The 14,989-nt window shown below is 69.0% G+C and carries 11 protein-coding genes; 7 read left to right on the plus strand and 4 right to left on the minus strand.

Going from position 1 to position 14,989, the window contains the following annotated elements; genetic code table 11:
- The first annotated feature begins 45 nt into the window (after positions 1-45).
- The 6 genes from ngcE (at position 46) to ACLJN9_RS22110 (ending at position 8,229) form a co-directional block, all read left to right on the plus strand.
- Entirely contained in the window at positions 46-1,425 is a 1,380-nt protein-coding gene (ngcE, locus tag ACLJN9_RS22085; protein ID WP_410813391.1) for an N-acetylglucosamine/diacetylchitobiose ABC transporter substrate-binding protein, read from the plus strand.
- Entirely contained in the window at positions 1,425-2,336 is a 912-nt protein-coding gene (locus ACLJN9_RS22090) for a carbohydrate ABC transporter permease (protein WP_410813392.1), read from the plus strand. Before ngcE ends, ACLJN9_RS22090 begins: the two co-directional genes overlap by 1 nt.
- A 55-nt stretch (positions 2,337-2,391) precedes the next feature.
- Positions 2,392-3,276, plus strand: a complete 885-nt coding sequence (locus ACLJN9_RS22095; protein ID WP_410813393.1) for a carbohydrate ABC transporter permease — start codon at positions 2,392-2,394, stop codon at positions 3,274-3,276.
- Positions 3,277-3,313: 37 nt separating this feature from the next.
- Complete coding sequence (locus ACLJN9_RS22100) at positions 3,314-4,504, plus strand: glycosyl hydrolase (protein WP_410813394.1); 1,191 nt, start codon at positions 3,314-3,316, stop codon at positions 4,502-4,504.
- Positions 4,505-4,838: 334 nt separating this feature from the next.
- Positions 4,839-6,770, plus strand: coding sequence for a potassium transporter Kup (locus ACLJN9_RS22105; protein ID WP_410813395.1), 1,932 nt, complete (start codon positions 4,839-4,841; stop codon positions 6,768-6,770).
- Positions 6,771-6,879: 109 nt separating this feature from the next.
- Positions 6,880-8,229, plus strand: a complete 1,350-nt coding sequence (locus tag ACLJN9_RS22110) for an FAD-dependent oxidoreductase (RefSeq protein WP_410813396.1) — start codon at positions 6,880-6,882, stop codon at positions 8,227-8,229.
- Positions 8,230-8,248: 19 nt separating this feature from the next.
- Here ACLJN9_RS22110 and ACLJN9_RS22115 read toward each other — a convergent pair whose 3' ends face one another.
- The 4 genes from ACLJN9_RS22115 to ACLJN9_RS22130 form a co-directional block, all read right to left on the minus strand.
- Positions 8,249-9,877: a nickel/cobalt transporter gene (locus ACLJN9_RS22115; RefSeq protein WP_410813397.1), complete on the minus strand. Its 1,629-nt coding sequence runs from the start codon at positions 9,875-9,877 to the stop codon at positions 8,249-8,251.
- On the minus strand, positions 9,874-11,235 hold the full coding sequence (locus ACLJN9_RS22120) for a tetratricopeptide repeat protein (protein WP_410813398.1): 1,362 nt from the start codon (positions 11,233-11,235) through the stop codon (positions 9,874-9,876). Before ACLJN9_RS22120 ends, ACLJN9_RS22115 begins: the two co-directional genes overlap by 4 nt.
- Complete coding sequence (locus ACLJN9_RS22125) at positions 11,232-11,843, minus strand: class F sortase (protein WP_410813399.1); 612 nt, start codon at positions 11,841-11,843, stop codon at positions 11,232-11,234. Before ACLJN9_RS22125 ends, ACLJN9_RS22120 begins: the two co-directional genes overlap by 4 nt.
- A gap of 186 nt (positions 11,844-12,029) precedes the next feature.
- Entirely contained in the window at positions 12,030-13,661 is a 1,632-nt protein-coding gene (locus tag ACLJN9_RS22130; protein ID WP_410813400.1) for a DUF4331 domain-containing protein, read from the minus strand.
- 292 nt (positions 13,662-13,953) lie between these two features.
- Between ACLJN9_RS22130 and ACLJN9_RS22135 the strand changes: the two genes are divergently transcribed.
- Positions 13,954-14,949 carry a hypothetical protein gene (locus tag ACLJN9_RS22135; protein ID WP_410813401.1) on the plus strand — a complete coding sequence of 332 codons (996 nt, stop codon included), beginning with the start codon at positions 13,954-13,956 and terminating at the stop codon, positions 14,947-14,949.
- Positions 14,950-14,989: the final 40 nt, after the last annotated feature.

Here is a 14,989-nt window from a genome sequence, read left to right on the forward strand (position 1 = left end):
ATGAACCGTTCACCCCTGTCAGGACCGTACCCCACGAGACGAACCGTGCTGCGCGCGGCGGTGACCGCCGGTGTCGCGCTACCCCTGCTGAGCGCCTGCGTGACCGGTGGCGACGACGACCAGGATCCGTCCGCCGGCAACACCGGCGCCAAGAGCGCCGACAACCCGCTGGGCGTCAAGGCCGACACACCGCTCGAAGTCGTGATCTTCAAGGGCGGGTACGGCGACGACTACGCCAAGCACGCCGGAACGCTCTACACCCAGAAGTACGCGGGCGCGAAGATCGACCATCAGGGCATCCAGAAGATCGGCGAGGCACTGCAGCCCCGGTTCGTCGCGAACACCCCGCCGGACGTCGTGGACAACACCGGCGCCAGCCGCCTCGACATCGCCACGCTGGTCTCCGCCAAGCAGGTCAGCGATCTGCGCCAGTTGCTCGACGCTCCCGCCTACGACGACCCAGGCAGGACGGTGCGCGACACGCTGCTGCCCGGCGTGGTCGACGACGGCACGTTCGACACGGTGCCGCTGACGCTCAACTTCACCTACACGGTCTGGGGTCTCTGGTACTCGAAACCACTCTTCGCCGCGAAGGGCTGGACCTTCCCGAAGAACTGGGACGAGATGCTCACGCTCTGCGCGACCATCAAGGCCGCCGGCATCGCGCCCTGGACCTACCAGGGCAAGTACCCGGAGTACATCAACGACCCGCTGCTCGGCATGGCCGCCAAGACCGGCGGACCCGCGCTGGTCAAGGCCGTGGACAACCTCGAGCCGAACGCGTGGAAGTCGCCGGGGCTGATCGGCGCGGCCGAGGCCTTCGCGGAACTGGCCGGCAAGGGCTACATCATGTCCGGCTCCGAGGCGCTGTCCCACACCGAGGCGCAGGCGGCCTGGTCGCAGGGCAAGGCCGCGATCATCCCGTGCGGCTCGTGGCTGGAGAGCGAGCAGAAAGGCGTCACCCCGGCGAACTTCGACATGGTGATGGGCCCGGTGCCGTCGCGGACCTCGTCGGACGCCCTGAAGCACACCGCCCTGCAGGCGGCCAGCAGCGAGTCGTTCCTGGTACCGGCGAAGGCGAAGAACCCCGCCGGCGGCATGGAGTACCTGCGGATCCTGTTCTCCAAGCAGTCGGCGAAGGCTTTCGCCGAGACCGCCGGCACGCTGCCCGCCGTGGCCGGAGCCACCGACGGTCTCACCCTGAGCAGCGGCCTCGGCTCGGTCCGCGACGCGGTCCAGGCCGCCGGCTCCGAGACCTTCACCTACCGGTTCCGCACCTGGTACGCACCGCTGGCCAAGGCCGTCGACGACGCCACCGGCGAGTTGGTGAACAGGCGTGTCACCGCGGCGCAGTGGTCGGATCGCATCCAGAAAGCGGCCGACGCGCTGGCAAAGGATTCCACGGTGAAGAAGTACACCCGCTGATGAGACACGGTCGGTGGCGCTTCCTGGCTGGCGCACTGGTGCCCGCGCTGGCACTGCACGCGGTCTTCGTGCTGTCGCCGTACGCGCAGGCCTTCTACCTGTCGCTGACCGACTGGACCGGCGTTGCCGGCGAGGCGCACTTCGTCGGGGCGGGCAACTACGCCCGCCTCGGCGGCGACTCCCTGTTCCTGGACGCGCTGCGCAACAACGCGGTGATGCTGGTCGTGGTGCCGCTGGTGACCATCGGCATCGGGCTGTTCCTGGCGAGCATGATGCACCTCGGCGGAAGCGATGGACGACGGGGGATCGCGGGCTCAGGCGCGTACCAGATCGTCTATTTCTTTCCGCAGTTGCTGTCCCTCGTGGTCATCGCGGTGCTGTGGGGCTTCGTCTACAACCCGAACACCGGCCTGCTGAACGGGGCACTGCGGTCGGTCGGTCTGGACGGGTTGACCCGGAGTTGGCTCGCATCGCCGTCCCTGGCGCTGATCGCGGTGATGGCGGTGCTGGTCTGGTCGTCGGTGGGCTTCTACGTGGTGCTGTTCAGCGCGGCGATCGACAGCATTCCGCGAGAGCTGTTCGAGGCGGCGTTGCTCGACGGTGCGGGCGGCTGGGCGACCTTCCGCACGGTGACGTTGCCGCTGGTGCGAGAGAGCGTCCAGGTCGCGTTCGTGTATCTCGGCATAGCGGCACTGGATGCCTTCGCCGTCGTCCAGGTGATGACCGTTGGCCCCGGTGGGCCGGACGGCGCGACCGAGGTGATCGGGCTGTCGCTCTACCGCAACGCCTTCCAGTACGGGAAGTTCGGCTACGCCTCGGCCATGGGTGTCGCCCTGTTCTTCGCCACGCTGACCCTGGCCGTGCTCGCGCTGCGCTCGGGGGGCCGCAAGGAGAGGTTGGAGTTGGCATGACCGACTGCACCGCAGCGCAGCAAGGGCCAGGAGGGCATGCCCAGGGAGGATCCGCATGACCGTGACACGTGAGCGGATCACCGTCGCCACCCGGTCCGCCCCGGTACGGCGGGCCCGACGCTCCCCCGCCGCCTTTCCGGCGCACCTCGCCATGCTGGCCTGGGCCGTCGTCACCGCGATGCCGCTGCTCTGGGCGGTGGTGAGTTCCTTCAAGACCGACAACGAGATCCTCAACGAACCGTGGTCCCTGCCGGCCTCGCCGCAACTCGACAACTGGTCACGAGCGTGGACCCAGGCCAGCATCGGCCGCTACTTCCTCAACAGCGTCATCGTGGTGGGTGGCGCGCTGCTGCTGACCATGCTGCTGGGCTCGCTGGTCGCCTACGCCCTGGCGCGCTACGAGTTCCGCGGTAACCGGCTCATCTACTACACCTTCGTCGCGGCGATGTTCTTCCCGGTGTTCCTGGCGCTGGTGCCACTCTTCTTCGTCGTCCAACGGTTGGGGCTGCTGGGCACGTACCCCGGCCTGATCCTGGTCTATGCGGCGTACGCCGTGCCCTTCACGGTCTTCTTCCTGCACGCGTTCTTCCGCACGCTGCCCGGTGAGGTGGCGGAGGCGGCGTTCATCGACGGCTGTTCGCACAGCGCGGTCTTCTTCCGCGTGATGCTGCCGATGGCCCGGCCGGGCCTGGTGGCCGTCGGCATCTTCAATTTCCTCGGGCTCTGGAACCAGTACCTGCTGCCACTGGTTCTCAATCCCGACCCGGACCGGTACGTCCTGGCGCAGGGTCTGGCCGCCCTGTCGGTCAGCCAGGGGTATCGCAGCGACTGGAGCGGTCTGTTCGCCGGCTTGACCATCGCCATGCTGCCGGTGCTCATCGCCTACGTCGCGTTCCAACGGCACATCCGCGCCGGAATGACCGCCGGCGCGGTCAAGTAGGTCCCACTCCATCCCCCACCATTGGAGGACCCCGCTCATGCACATCGACAAACGTAGATCAATGGGCCTCGCGGGAACGGTTGCCCTGCTCGGTACGCTCGCAGTCTTCGCCAGCGCCCCGAGTGCCTCCGCCGCCGAGTGCGGCTACCTGTTCGACGACTTCTCCTACAGCTCGTCGAGCGACAGCGCCCTGACCGCGCACGGCTGGACGCCGCGCAGCTACTCCGGCGGCCCGGGCGTTCCCGGGGCCACCTGGTCCCCGAACAGCATCACCTTCCCCACGGCCAACGGCCAGAAGGTCATGCAGCTCACCGCCTCGACCGACGGCACCGGCGCCGGCACCAACCAGGCGGAGCTCTACAGCACCCAGAAGCGCTACCTCGAGGGCACGTACGCCAGCCGGGTGCGCTTCACCGACACGCCGACGAGCGGAAACGACGGCGACCACATCAACGAGACGTTCTTCACGATCAGCCCGCTCAACGGCGACCTCGACCCGACGTACAGCGAGCTGGACATCTCCGAGTACCTGCCCAACGGCGGCTGGGGTGAGACCGGGCCGATCAACTACCAGACCACCTGGTACACGTACCGCAACGAACCCTGGTACGCGGACAACGTGCACTCGGAGCAGCGCAGCAGCCTCAACGGCTGGCACGACCTGGTGGCCACGGTCGCGAACGGCCATGTCATCTACTACATCGACGGCGTGCAGGTGGGCGACCACTCGGGCAAGTTCTACCCCCGGCAGACGATGACGATCAACTGGAACCTCTGGTTCATCGACACGGCGGCCCACTCGGGCGGGTTGAGCACCTACATCCAGCAGGTCGACTGGGTGTTGTTCGCGAAGAACCAGGCGCTGACCCCGGCGCAGGTGATTTCGAAGACGGCGGCGTACCGGTCGGCGGGCAGCACGTTCGCGGACACGGTGGCCACGACGGGTGGCTGCTCGACCCCGACGAACCCGCCCACCACGCCACCGACCACGCCGCCGACGACTCCGCCCACCACGCCACCGCCGGCCGGGGACTGTTCGACCGCAGCGGAATGGGCCTTCGCCACCGCCTACACCGGCGGTCAGACGGTGAAGCACGAGAAGAGCAGGAACGGCGACCCGAGCGGTCCGCCGTCGGGCAACGGCAAGCACCTGTGGCGGGCGCGGTACTGGACGCAGGGATCCGAGCCGGGCTGGACCCAGCAGTGGGAGGATCTCGGCCGCTGCTGAGCGGCATCTGACCACGTGCCCAGATGACAGGTTCGCCCGCCCGCCAGTCGCTTTGAGCGGCCGACCGGCGAGTGAGAGATGCGGGGACACCCGTCCGGTGGTCCATTGCCGGACGGGTGTCCCCGCGCCGAACACGCGCGAGGGTGATATCCGCGGTGAGCCTGCGAGACGACGAGCCGTCGTCTTAGGCTCCTACTCGACCAGGCCGGTGGCAGTGCGTCGCTCGCGGCGAGGCTGCCGCGACGTGCCGGCGCCAGCCCTCGACGTGACGTGGCGCGGCCCCGAGATACGCCGCCCACCGGCGGTCGCCCCCAGCGGGGTGAAGGAGAGTTCTGTGCCGGAGGCGTCGACGGGTCCGCAGGCCACGAGCGGTCACGACGTCATCCGAGCGGCTCTGGTGGTGGCGGCTCTCGGCGTGGTGTTCGGTGACATCGGCACCAGCCCGATCTACACCATGCAGACCGTGTTCAACCCCGCCGATCCGCACCCGGTACCCGTCAGCGCGAACAACGTGTTCGGGGTCGCGTCGCTGGTCTTCTGGTCGGTCATGTTGATCGTCACGCTCACCTACGTGACGCTCGCGATGCGGCTGAGCAACGAGGGCGAGGGCGGCATCATGGCCCTGATCACCCTGCTGCGTCGCGGCAGCACCGGCGGCAGGGGCCGGACCGTCGCAGCACTGACGGGGGCGGGCCTGTTCGGCGCGGCACTGTTCCTGGGCGACAGCATGATCACCCCAGCGATCTCCGTGCTGTCCGCCGTCGAAGGACTCAAGGTCATCGAGCCGTCGGCGGAAAACCTCGTCATACCGATCACCGTGGTCATCATCGTGCTGCTGTTCGCCGTGCAGCGTCGTGGCACCGCCACGGTGGGGCGGCTCTTCGGTCCGGTGATGATCCTCTGGTTCGTGACCATCGGGCTGTGCGGGGCCGCCGGGATCGCCCGACGTCCCGAGATCCTCCGGGCGCTGTCGCCGACGTACGCGATCGGCTTCCTCGCCAACCACCTCCACATCGCCTTCTTCGCCCTGGCCGCCATCGTGCTGGCCGTCACCGGCGCGGAGGCCCTCTACGCGGACATGGGCCACTTCGGCCGGCGGGTCATCACCCGCGGCTGGCTCACGCTCGTACTGCCCGCCTGCGCTCTGAGCTACCTGGGTCAGGCGGCACTGATCCTCGCGGAACCCGACGCGATCAGCAGCCCGTTCTTCCTGCTCGCGCCCGACTGGGCGCGAGCGCCCCTGGTGGTGCTGGCCACGGCCGCGACGGTCATCGCCTCACAGGCCGTGATCACCGGCGCCTTCTCGGTGTCCGCGCAGGCCGCCCGGCTGGGTTACCTGCCCCGGCTGCGGATCATGCACACGTCCGCGTCGACCATCGGCCAGATCTACGTGCCGTGGATCAACTGGCTGCTCATGGTCTCGGTGCTCACCCTGATTTTCGCCTTCCGCAGCTCGACGGCTCTCGCGTTCGCCTTCGGCATGGCCGTGATCACCACGATCACGATCACCACACTGCTCTTCTTCTACCTCGCCAGAGTCCGCTCGGGCACGCCGCTGTGGCTGGTCGTACCCGGAGCCGCCGTCCTGCTGAGCATCGACCTGCTGTTCGTCGGGGCGAACCTGACCAAACTCGTCCACGGTGCGTGGCTGCCGCTGCTCATCGGCGTGACCGCGTTCACCGTGATGAGCACCTGGCAACGTGGCCGCACCGTCGTGACCAGCCAACGCGACCGGGCCGAGGGACACCTGCGCAGCTTCATCGACGACCTGCACAGCGGACGCCTCGCCCACACCCGCGTGCCGGGCACCTCGATCTTCCTCAACCGCAACAAGCGCACCACACCGCTGGCCCTGCGGGCCAACGTCCGACACAACCGGGTACTGCACCACCAGGTCCTCATCATGTCGGTGGAGACCCTGCCCGTGCCGTACGTCTCCGACGACCGCCGTATCGAGGTCGACGGGCTCGGCCACGCCCAGGACGGCATCGTCCACGTCACCGTCCGCTTCGGCTACCTACAGAGGCCGAACATCCCGAATGTCGTGTCCCTGCTCAAGGCCACCCAGTCCGAGGGCCCGGTGCAGGTGGACAACGCCTCCTACTTCCTGTCCAAGGTCGAGGTGAGCGTGGGAAGCGCACCGACAATGGCGCGGTGGCGAAAGCACCTGTTCGTCGCCACGTCCCACATCACCGCGGACGCCGCCGAACAGTTCGCGCTGCCCGGCGACCGGACCATCACGATCGGCTCGCAGATCGAGATCTGAGGATCCACGGCTGGTCGTCACGACGGTGCCGGTGCGGGTGACGGTGGATTGACAGGACACGGGGCATCGTGCGGTCTGCGGTCACGGAACCGCCTGGAGGGAGCGACCCATGCCGACCAGAGCACCTCACGTCCTGATCATCGGAGCCGGCACCGGCGGGATGTGCCTGGCACACGGGCTGCGCGCGGCTGGAATCAGCGTCGCGGTCTACGAACGTCACCGCACCCGCACCGACGGCCTGCTCGGCTATCGGGTCGGCATCGGGCCGACCGGTAGCCGGGCGCTGCGCGAGTGCCTGCCGCCGGAGCTGTTCGACACCTTCGTCGCGACCTGCGCCCGCTCGCCGCGCTACTTCAACGTCATCACCCAGCGGCTGCACCAGACCGCCTCGTTCGCGCTACGCCCGGACACCGACCCGGTCGACACCGACCGCTCGGTGTCCCGAATGACGCTGCGGCAGGTCCTGCTCACCGGGATGGAGGACGTGGTGCAGTTCGACAAGACCTGCACCGGGTACGAGCAGCACGACGACGGCACCGTCACCGCCGTCTTCGCCGACGGCAGCACCGCCAAGGGCGATCTGCTCGTCGGCGCCGACGGCACGCACTCGGCGATTCGCCGTCAGTACCTGCCGCACGCCGTCACCCATGACGCCGGCAGCATCAACATCGCCACCAAGATCCCGCTCAACGACCACACCCGCACGCTGCTGCCGGACGGGGTCCGGCAGGGCATCTCGCTGATCTTCGCAACCCACGGGATCATGGGCATTTTGCACGTCATGGAGTTCGGGTGGAACCAGGACGGGTCGGTCCGCTCCGGCATCGGCAGCGCCGACGCTGAACTGCTCGAACACTGGCCCGGCCTGCTCTACGACAACACCCGCGACTACATCAACATCATCCTCTGGAGCACGGCCCGCAGATTTCCCCCCGATGTCATGCAGAGGCGCGGCGAAGACCTGATCCGGCTCACTCTGGAGCTCACCCGCGGCTGGCACCCGAACCTGCGTGAGTTGCTGTCGTACAGCGACCCGGGCAGCGTCATCCCGATCAAGGTAGCCACCTCCGAGCCGGTGCCGCCGTGGCAGGCCAGCACCGTCACCCTGCTCGGCGACGCGATCCACACGATGACCCCGGGGCGGGGCGCCGGCGCGAACACCGCGCTGCGCGACGCCACCCTGCTCTGCCGTCAACTCAAGCTCGCCGCGGCCGGTGACAAGACGCTCGTCCAGGCGGTGGCCGACTACGAGGCAGCCATGCTGCCGTACGGGTTCGCCCGCGTGGCCGACTCGCTGAAGAACAACGGCACCAGCGGTGACGATCTCCTCTACCGGCCGGTGATCGGGCGGCTCTGGCTGTTGAGGGCGCGTGGCTACTTCGCCGTGACCAGCCGGGTCCCGAAGCTGCGCAAGAAGTTCGTCGACGGCCTCTACGCCTACCGGGGCGCCGAGGGCTGACGTACCGCGGCCAGGGTGGCTACGTCGTCGGTGTCAGGAGGGGCCAGACGGCGCGCAGGGTGAGGATGGCGCCGACGACGACGACGAGGGTGGCGGTGAGGATGGGTGTGAGAGTGGCGAGTCGGCCGGTCCAGCCTCCGACCCGCACAGGAATGCTGCGGTGCAGTCGGTGGTGCAGTCCGACGAGGACGAGCCCTGCGAGGGTCAGGGTGGCGGCCATGCCGAGGCCGTAGGCGAGGACCAGGAGGACACCGAACCAGGTTCTGCCCAGTGCGACCGCGCCGAGCAGGACGATGAGCGCGGAAGGGCTCGGCACGATGCCCCCGGCGATGCCCATGCCGAGCAGGCCCGCCCTGCCAGGGGCACGGTGATGGTCGTGGCCGTGGTGGTGGTCGTGGCCGTGGCCGTGGTGATGGTCGTGGCCGTGATGATGGTCGTGGCCGTGATGATGGTCGTGGCTGTCGTGGTGGTCGTGGCTGTGGCTGACACCGTGATGGTGGTGGGTCGCCGAGATGTCGCTGTCGGCGGCGACCAGGGCATCGGGTGCGGGCCCCGCGAGGACGAGTGTCTGCGGCTGTGCGAGCTGGTCCTTTCTCCTGGCGGGGATCGCTGAGCGGAGCAGGCTCACACCGATGCCCGTGATGAGGAGGCCGCTGACGACCCCGAGCCAGCCGAGGAGGGATTCCCCGGCCAGGGTCGACGCGGTGGTGAGCAGCAGTCCCGCGATCAGGACACCGGCGGTGTGGGTGACGGTGACGGTGGCGCCGACGGTGAAGGCGTCACGGTAGGTGCCGCGCCGGCCGGCGATGTAGGCGGCCATGACCGTCTTGCCGTGGCCGGGCAGCATCGCGTGGGCACCGCCGAGCAGCAGGGCCAGGAGCGTCGCCAGTACGCCGGCCAGCGGCGTGAGCCGGCCCGCGCCGCTGATCCTGTTGAGTCGGTCGCCGAGGGCGGTCATCGATCGGGCGATCGGGCCGGCGGCGGGGATCGCGAACTGCCGTTCGCCGCTGGATGCGGTGCCCGCGCCGAGGGACTCGATCCGTGCCGAGCGGTGGTTGAGCGGTGACGACAGCAGATCGTTGGGGTAGGTGCGTAGCTCGTCGGTGACGCTCGTGCTCGGCAGCGGAGAGTTCCGCAGTCCGATGCCGTGCCCGACGGCGGTGGCCTCGTGCCAGCCGACGCGGTCGGCTCGGAAGGTGTCCTCGAAGCTGATCGTGGTGGCCTTCCGCAGGTCCACCGCGGCCGTGAGCTGACATTCGGTGCGGCCGGTGACCAGGTTCGCCGCACCGGGGCGGTAGGTGAGGACGCTGGAACGAACGCGCCACGTCAGAGCGTGGCCGGCGGCCTCGGCGTGCAGGGCGCCGGCCATCGCCGCGCAGGTGGTGGCAGCGTTGGCCGCCGCCTCGCCCGGCTCGATGGTGCCGTCCGCGTTTCGGTCGACGACGGTTTTCTGCTGTGCGGTGGGTATCTCCGCCTCGTCGAGGACGGCCAGGTCCTCGATACGGTCGGGATGCAGCTGCAGGCCGTGATAGTGGTTGACCGAGAAGTTTCCCAACGGGTGCGCGGCTGCCGGACTCGCCGATGCCAGAGCGCACCCGAGGGCGAGGAGGGTCACCGCCACCGCGGCACCGGCCGTTCGTCGCCTCATCCGCCGCCACCGAGGCTGTCGAGCAGACGTCGCGCGATCGGCGCCTGTACGGCGTCGAAGTGTGGGTTGATCGTCATCGCGAGGTTGAGGTCGTCGCGAGCCTGATCCCGGTCGCCGAGGGCGTGTCGGATCACGCCACGGTGGTAGTAGAAGCTGGCGTTACGCCAGCCCAGGCGGGTGGCCTGCAGGGAGTAGTCCAACGCCTCGGCGTTGCGGCCGTTGCGGTGCAGCGCCCACGCCAGCGCGTCAGCGGTCAGGACCGTTTGACGGGTGGACCACTCCGCCCGCGCCTCGGTCAATGCTTCGACGGCCTGACCGTGGTCGGCGAGGTACGTCGCCGCGGTGAGGTGATCGGAGACACCGTTGGCGGTGGACAGTTGCCGGGCGGTGGCGACCAGGTCGTACTGCTGGCGCGCCTGGTCGGGTTTGCCGGCGACGGTGAGGAGGTCGCCGTACTCGATCAGCAGTTCGGGCAGTGGGAGCGCCTGCACGGCGCGGCCGTAGTCGGCGAGGGCGTCGGCGCTCTGGCCGAGCGCGGCCCGGGCCTTGCCGCGCCCCGCGTAGAGCTGCTGGTAGGTCGGGTCGGCGACGAGGCCGGCGTCGTATTCCCGCAGGGCTGCCTGCGGGTCGCCGTTGTGGAAGGCCAACTCGCCGAGGTAGTAGCGGCAGAAGGCTCGGTCGGCGGGGCTGCTGGCCTGCGCCAGTGCACGGTTGAGGGCGTCGCGGGAGGCGGCAACCAGCCCGTGTTGTTCGAAGTCGTACGAGGCGCGGGTGAAGGCCGCGACTCCGGGTTCGACGTCCAGCATGCGCTGCAGCTGGGTGCGCGCACCGTCGTAGTCGCCGAGTTGGGTGAGCGCGTCGACCAGCACGCCGTGGACGCTGCCGGAATCGGGGTTGAGGGCCTCGGCGCGGCGTCCCCAGTCCCGGGCGGCGGTGAAGTCGTGGCGGGCGTTGGCCAGCGCCGCCGTGCCGACCATCGCCTTCCAGTTCGTGCCGCTCTCCAGTTCGAGTGAGCGCCGCAACGCGCCGTCGGCCTTCGGGTAGTACGAGGGGTCACCGGTGATCCGACCCTGCTGCACGTAGGCAGAGCCGAGATCGGCCCACGTCGACCAGTCCTTCGGCACATCCACGAGCCGCCGTTGGGCCTTGGCGATGGCGACCTCCAGGGCGGCCCCACCCACCTGCGGGCCGGTCCGCAGGGGCGGGCCGACCAGGGCCGGGGAACGTTGCCGACCCGGCAGTTGACTCGTGACGATCGGGGTGCCGACCAGCAGCACGACGCCGGCCAGCAGCAGCACCACCGGTAGGCGGGTGAGCCCTCGGGACACGACGGTCAGCCGGCGCCGCAGGCGGCTCACGGCTTACCGCCGACAAGAGTGGCGTACGCGACGAGGTTGTCCCGGTAGCTGCCTGCCCGCCGGTCGAACGCGCCGGTGCAGGTGATCAGCCGCAGCTCTGCCCGGTCGCTGCGGGCGTAGACCGCGTCGGCGGGAAATCTGTCCTTCGGATATTCGTCGAGCCGGTACACCTGGAAGCTCAGGACCGACCCGGCGATGTCACGGACCTGTACCTCACTTCCCACCGCCAGGTCCCGCAGCCGGTAGAAGACCGCAGGCCCGGTGTGGGAGTCCACGTGGCCGACGATCACCGCCGGTGGACCTCCCTGTTCTCCCGGCATCGGACCGCCCGCGTACCAGCCGGCCACCTGATAGTCGTCGGGTGCCGGCAGCGCGCCGTCCGGTTGACGTGCCAGGTCGACGAGGGCGGACCGCACCCCGATGGACGGGATCGACAGGTCCGCCGGCTGCGCGGGCGAGCCCGAGCCGGTGTGGTTGGGACGCGGGTCCGATGGTGCAGCCGGAGCGCCCAGCGGCGCGGTGGCCGTCGTCCCGCGCGCTTCCGTCGAGGGCCGCTCGCCCGCCGTCAGCGCGACCGTCATCAGCACGATGAGTCCTCCAACGATCATGAGCAACACGTTCGGGGGTGGCCGCCGCAGTGGCGGAGCGGCCCGTCGGACGCTTCTGAGTAGCCGTGTGGCAACCATGTGAACGTTCTCCCGCCTCAGGTCCGCCGACCGTCGACAACGGCTTGCGCCCTGCCGGGTTCGGACGCCAGGGTGCGGCGCGGCCTGTCGGCCGCGCCGCACCCTCGATCAGCTGCTGGCCGGGCGCGAGACGGTCAGCCGTTGACGGCGGCGGCTGACCAGCAGACCGGCGCCGAAGCAGGCCGCCGCGGCGATACCGCCAGCGACCCTCATCCAGACGACGCCCGTCGAGGCGGTGCCGCCCGCGCCGCTGGGCACCCCACCGGAGGGCATCCCGTCGGCGTCGATCTGGTTCACCGCCACGTTGCTGGGCAGCGCGAGATACGGGAACGTGTTACCGAACGGCACGTTGTTCGTGTTGACCTTGTCACCGGCGGCGAGCGCGGGCACCAGCTGCCCGGTCTGCGCCGCGCCCTCGAATGCCTGCAACTCGATGTCCAGCACGTCGTCGGCGAGCCGGCGTCCGTTCGGGAAGCCCTGCAGGTCACCGCCGAGCACACCCAGCCGGTTCGGGTTGGCCGTCACCGGCACGCTCATGTTCAGCCGCAACTCCTCCGCCGGGACGAACGCCTTGGCGTCGACGTCCGCGTTGAGGATCTGCGAGTTCAGATCCGCCTGGATCGGCGGCGTCGAACCGTCCAGCGTCGGCGCGTTCTTGGCGATGCCGGTCAGGAAGATCTCCGCGAGGTCGTTGCGCGGTGTGGCCGGCGCGGGAATGTTGTAGATCTGCTGAATCACCCGCGGCAGCTCCGGGTTGAGGACCCGGTCGATCAGCTTCTGATTCTTGCTGTCGTCCGCCGGAGTGCTGGCGTTGAAACCGTCCTTCTGGTTGGCCGCCGGCACCAGCTCGTTGACCAGCGGGTTACCCAGCCGCGACACCTGCACCTGGTCGCCGCCAGCCTTGGGGTCCTTGACCTGCATCCCGGGCTGTGAGGTGGCGCTCCACACGCCGATCACCGGGTTGCGGGTGTCGTCGTCGTTGAGCGCCAGCGCCGACTTGGGCACCTGCAACGCGACGGTCTGCACGTTGTAGCCGGCCAGGGTGTCCTGCCCCCGCTCGGACAGGTTCGCGCCGTAGATCAAATCGAACACCCGCAGGTCCAGGAAGAACGGGTCCTCGGCCTGACCCGCGTACGTCTGACCGCCGCCCTCGACGGACGTCACCGCCTGCTGACGCAGCCGCCCGTAGTCCGGCATCGACGCCGGACCCACGTCCGACGGCGCGACGATCCCGTCGCGCACCAGCTCGCGCGACTGGCCGCCCTTGATCTCGGTCAGGGTGTACGTCTGCTTGAACAGCAACGTCGGGTCGTCCAGGTTGTTGACCACGCCATTGTTGTAGAGAAACGTGGTGCCGTCGCGCTTGTCGTCGTTGGCGAACACCCACCGATAGGTGATATCCGCCCGGGCGTCACCATTGTTGTCGATGTTGATGTCGTACTGGGCGCCAGGCTTGAAGAAGTAGAAGTTCGGCCCTCCGTTCGGCTCCTCGAACGGCAGCCAGTTCGCGATCAACGTGACGGTGTCCTGCTTGTCGGGACTGACGAAGGCGTACACATCGGTGTTGTCCACCTCCGGATCGCCCGCGATCAACGGTGCCTCCCGGTGACTCGACGCATCGGCCACCTCCGACACCAACCCCGCGCCGCCGGTCCCGGCGACCAACGCCAGCGCCGCAGCACCGGCGTACCACGCCAGGGCACCCGGCCCCGGACTTGTCAGTACCGCCCCACCTCGCACGTCCCCCGCCCCCTCCCTTGCTGATCAAGAAGGCCTTGACCAGTGAGAATTCCATTTCGATTCAACAGGGGCCGACGGCGCAGCAAAGGCGAAACCCCGAACACGGGCAAGCAACACGGCCGCCGCTCGTCCGGCCGGCCCGTGCGGCATGTGACGCGAGATGACGCCTGGGGCGCCCGGGAAACAGCAGCCCGTTGAGCGGATGTTGAGCGCCTCGACCGCTCTTGCCGATGGCGGACGATCCGAGGGCGTCAGACGCGAAACGGTGGTGCGGTACTCGCAGGGGCTGTGGATGATGGTCGGCGTGACCGAGATGGGCAGCGGGTCCGCCGAGCGGCGCCTGTACGACGCTGTGGCGCGGTGGAACGCCGACACCGGGCACGGCCTGCCGGAGATGATCCATGCCGCCTGCCAGGCGCTGATCGACGGACTGGACTCGCCGACGTTGCGCGAACTTGCCGGTGCCTCGGTGAAGGACTCGTCCTGGGACATCCGCGAACTCGTGGCCGAGTCGCTCCAGGAACTTGAGATCCCCTACCCGGGCACCATTGCCCCAGGCTTCGTCCTTGCGGTAGGCGGAGGAGTCACCCGCCGGCCAGGAGTCGACGCCCTCCGTCTGGAGGTGTCGCCTGAGCCCGGCGACACAGGCGGCGGGTTCCAGGTGCAGGTCTACGTCAACGGTACGGAGATGACCTCTGCCGCAGCGGGCCTCGGGATGGACCCGTACGACGTCCTTGTCCCCACCAATCGTCTGGTGGCCGCCGCGCAGCCACACACCGTCCCGATCGCCCGCTGCGCGTGCGGGGTGTACGGCTGCGGATCCACAGACGTCACCATCACGCGGGACGGCGACCTGGTGCACTGGGACTGGTCGATCGAGGTGCCCATGAACCGAGGCGTCTCCTTCGCAGCCGCCGAGTACGACAGGGAACTCGCACGGGTGGCCGCAGATCATTCGTGGGAGACGCCCGAGCGTGCGGCCGGACGACGTGTCCTGACGGACATGGACCGCGAACATCTGCTCACCTACGGCCTCATACCCGGTTGGGTAGACAACGACTACCGCGATCACGAACTGTTCCAGGTCGCCCTTCAGATCGACGGTGACTATCAGGTCTTTGTCGACACGCCGTGGCACGGCCGAGGCCCCGAGGAGTTGGCGCACGAGGTGTGCGCCACCCTGGCGCTTCCTCCCGCCGACTGGCACGCCACCTGGCACGCCATAAAGCCCACGCTGACCCAACCGCCGACGATCGCGGGGCCGGCCTGGCGACCTGCGCGGTTCTAGCTGGCACATCAGGAGCATGAAGGGGCCAACCAGGAGCCCC

Origin of the sequence: Micromonospora sp. 067-2 (assembly GCF_046549295.1) — a bacterium.
Classification (GTDB): domain Bacteria; phylum Actinomycetota; class Actinomycetes; order Mycobacteriales; family Micromonosporaceae; genus Micromonospora.

Bases quoted from the DNA above. Each gene is read 5' to 3' on its own strand.
- ACLJN9_RS22135 (WP_410813401.1), top strand. From the start codon at position 13,954: ATGATGGTCGGCGTGACCGAGATGGGCAGCGGGTCCGCCGAGCGGCGC.
- ACLJN9_RS22100 (WP_410813394.1), top strand. From the start codon at position 3,314: ATGCACATCGACAAACGTAGATCAATGGGCCTCGCGGGAACGGTTGCC.
- ACLJN9_RS22115 (WP_410813397.1), bottom strand. From the start codon at position 9,877: ATGAGGCGACGAACGGCCGGTGCCGCGGTGGCGGTGACCCTCCTCGCC.
- ACLJN9_RS22090 (WP_410813392.1), top strand. From the start codon at position 1,425: ATGAGACACGGTCGGTGGCGCTTCCTGGCTGGCGCACTGGTGCCCGCG.
- ACLJN9_RS22095 (WP_410813393.1), top strand. From the start codon at position 2,392: ATGACCGTGACACGTGAGCGGATCACCGTCGCCACCCGGTCCGCCCCG.
- ACLJN9_RS22110 (WP_410813396.1), top strand. From the start codon at position 6,880: ATGCCGACCAGAGCACCTCACGTCCTGATCATCGGAGCCGGCACCGGC.
- ACLJN9_RS22125 (WP_410813399.1), bottom strand. From the start codon at position 11,843: ATGATCGTTGGAGGACTCATCGTGCTGATGACGGTCGCGCTGACGGCG.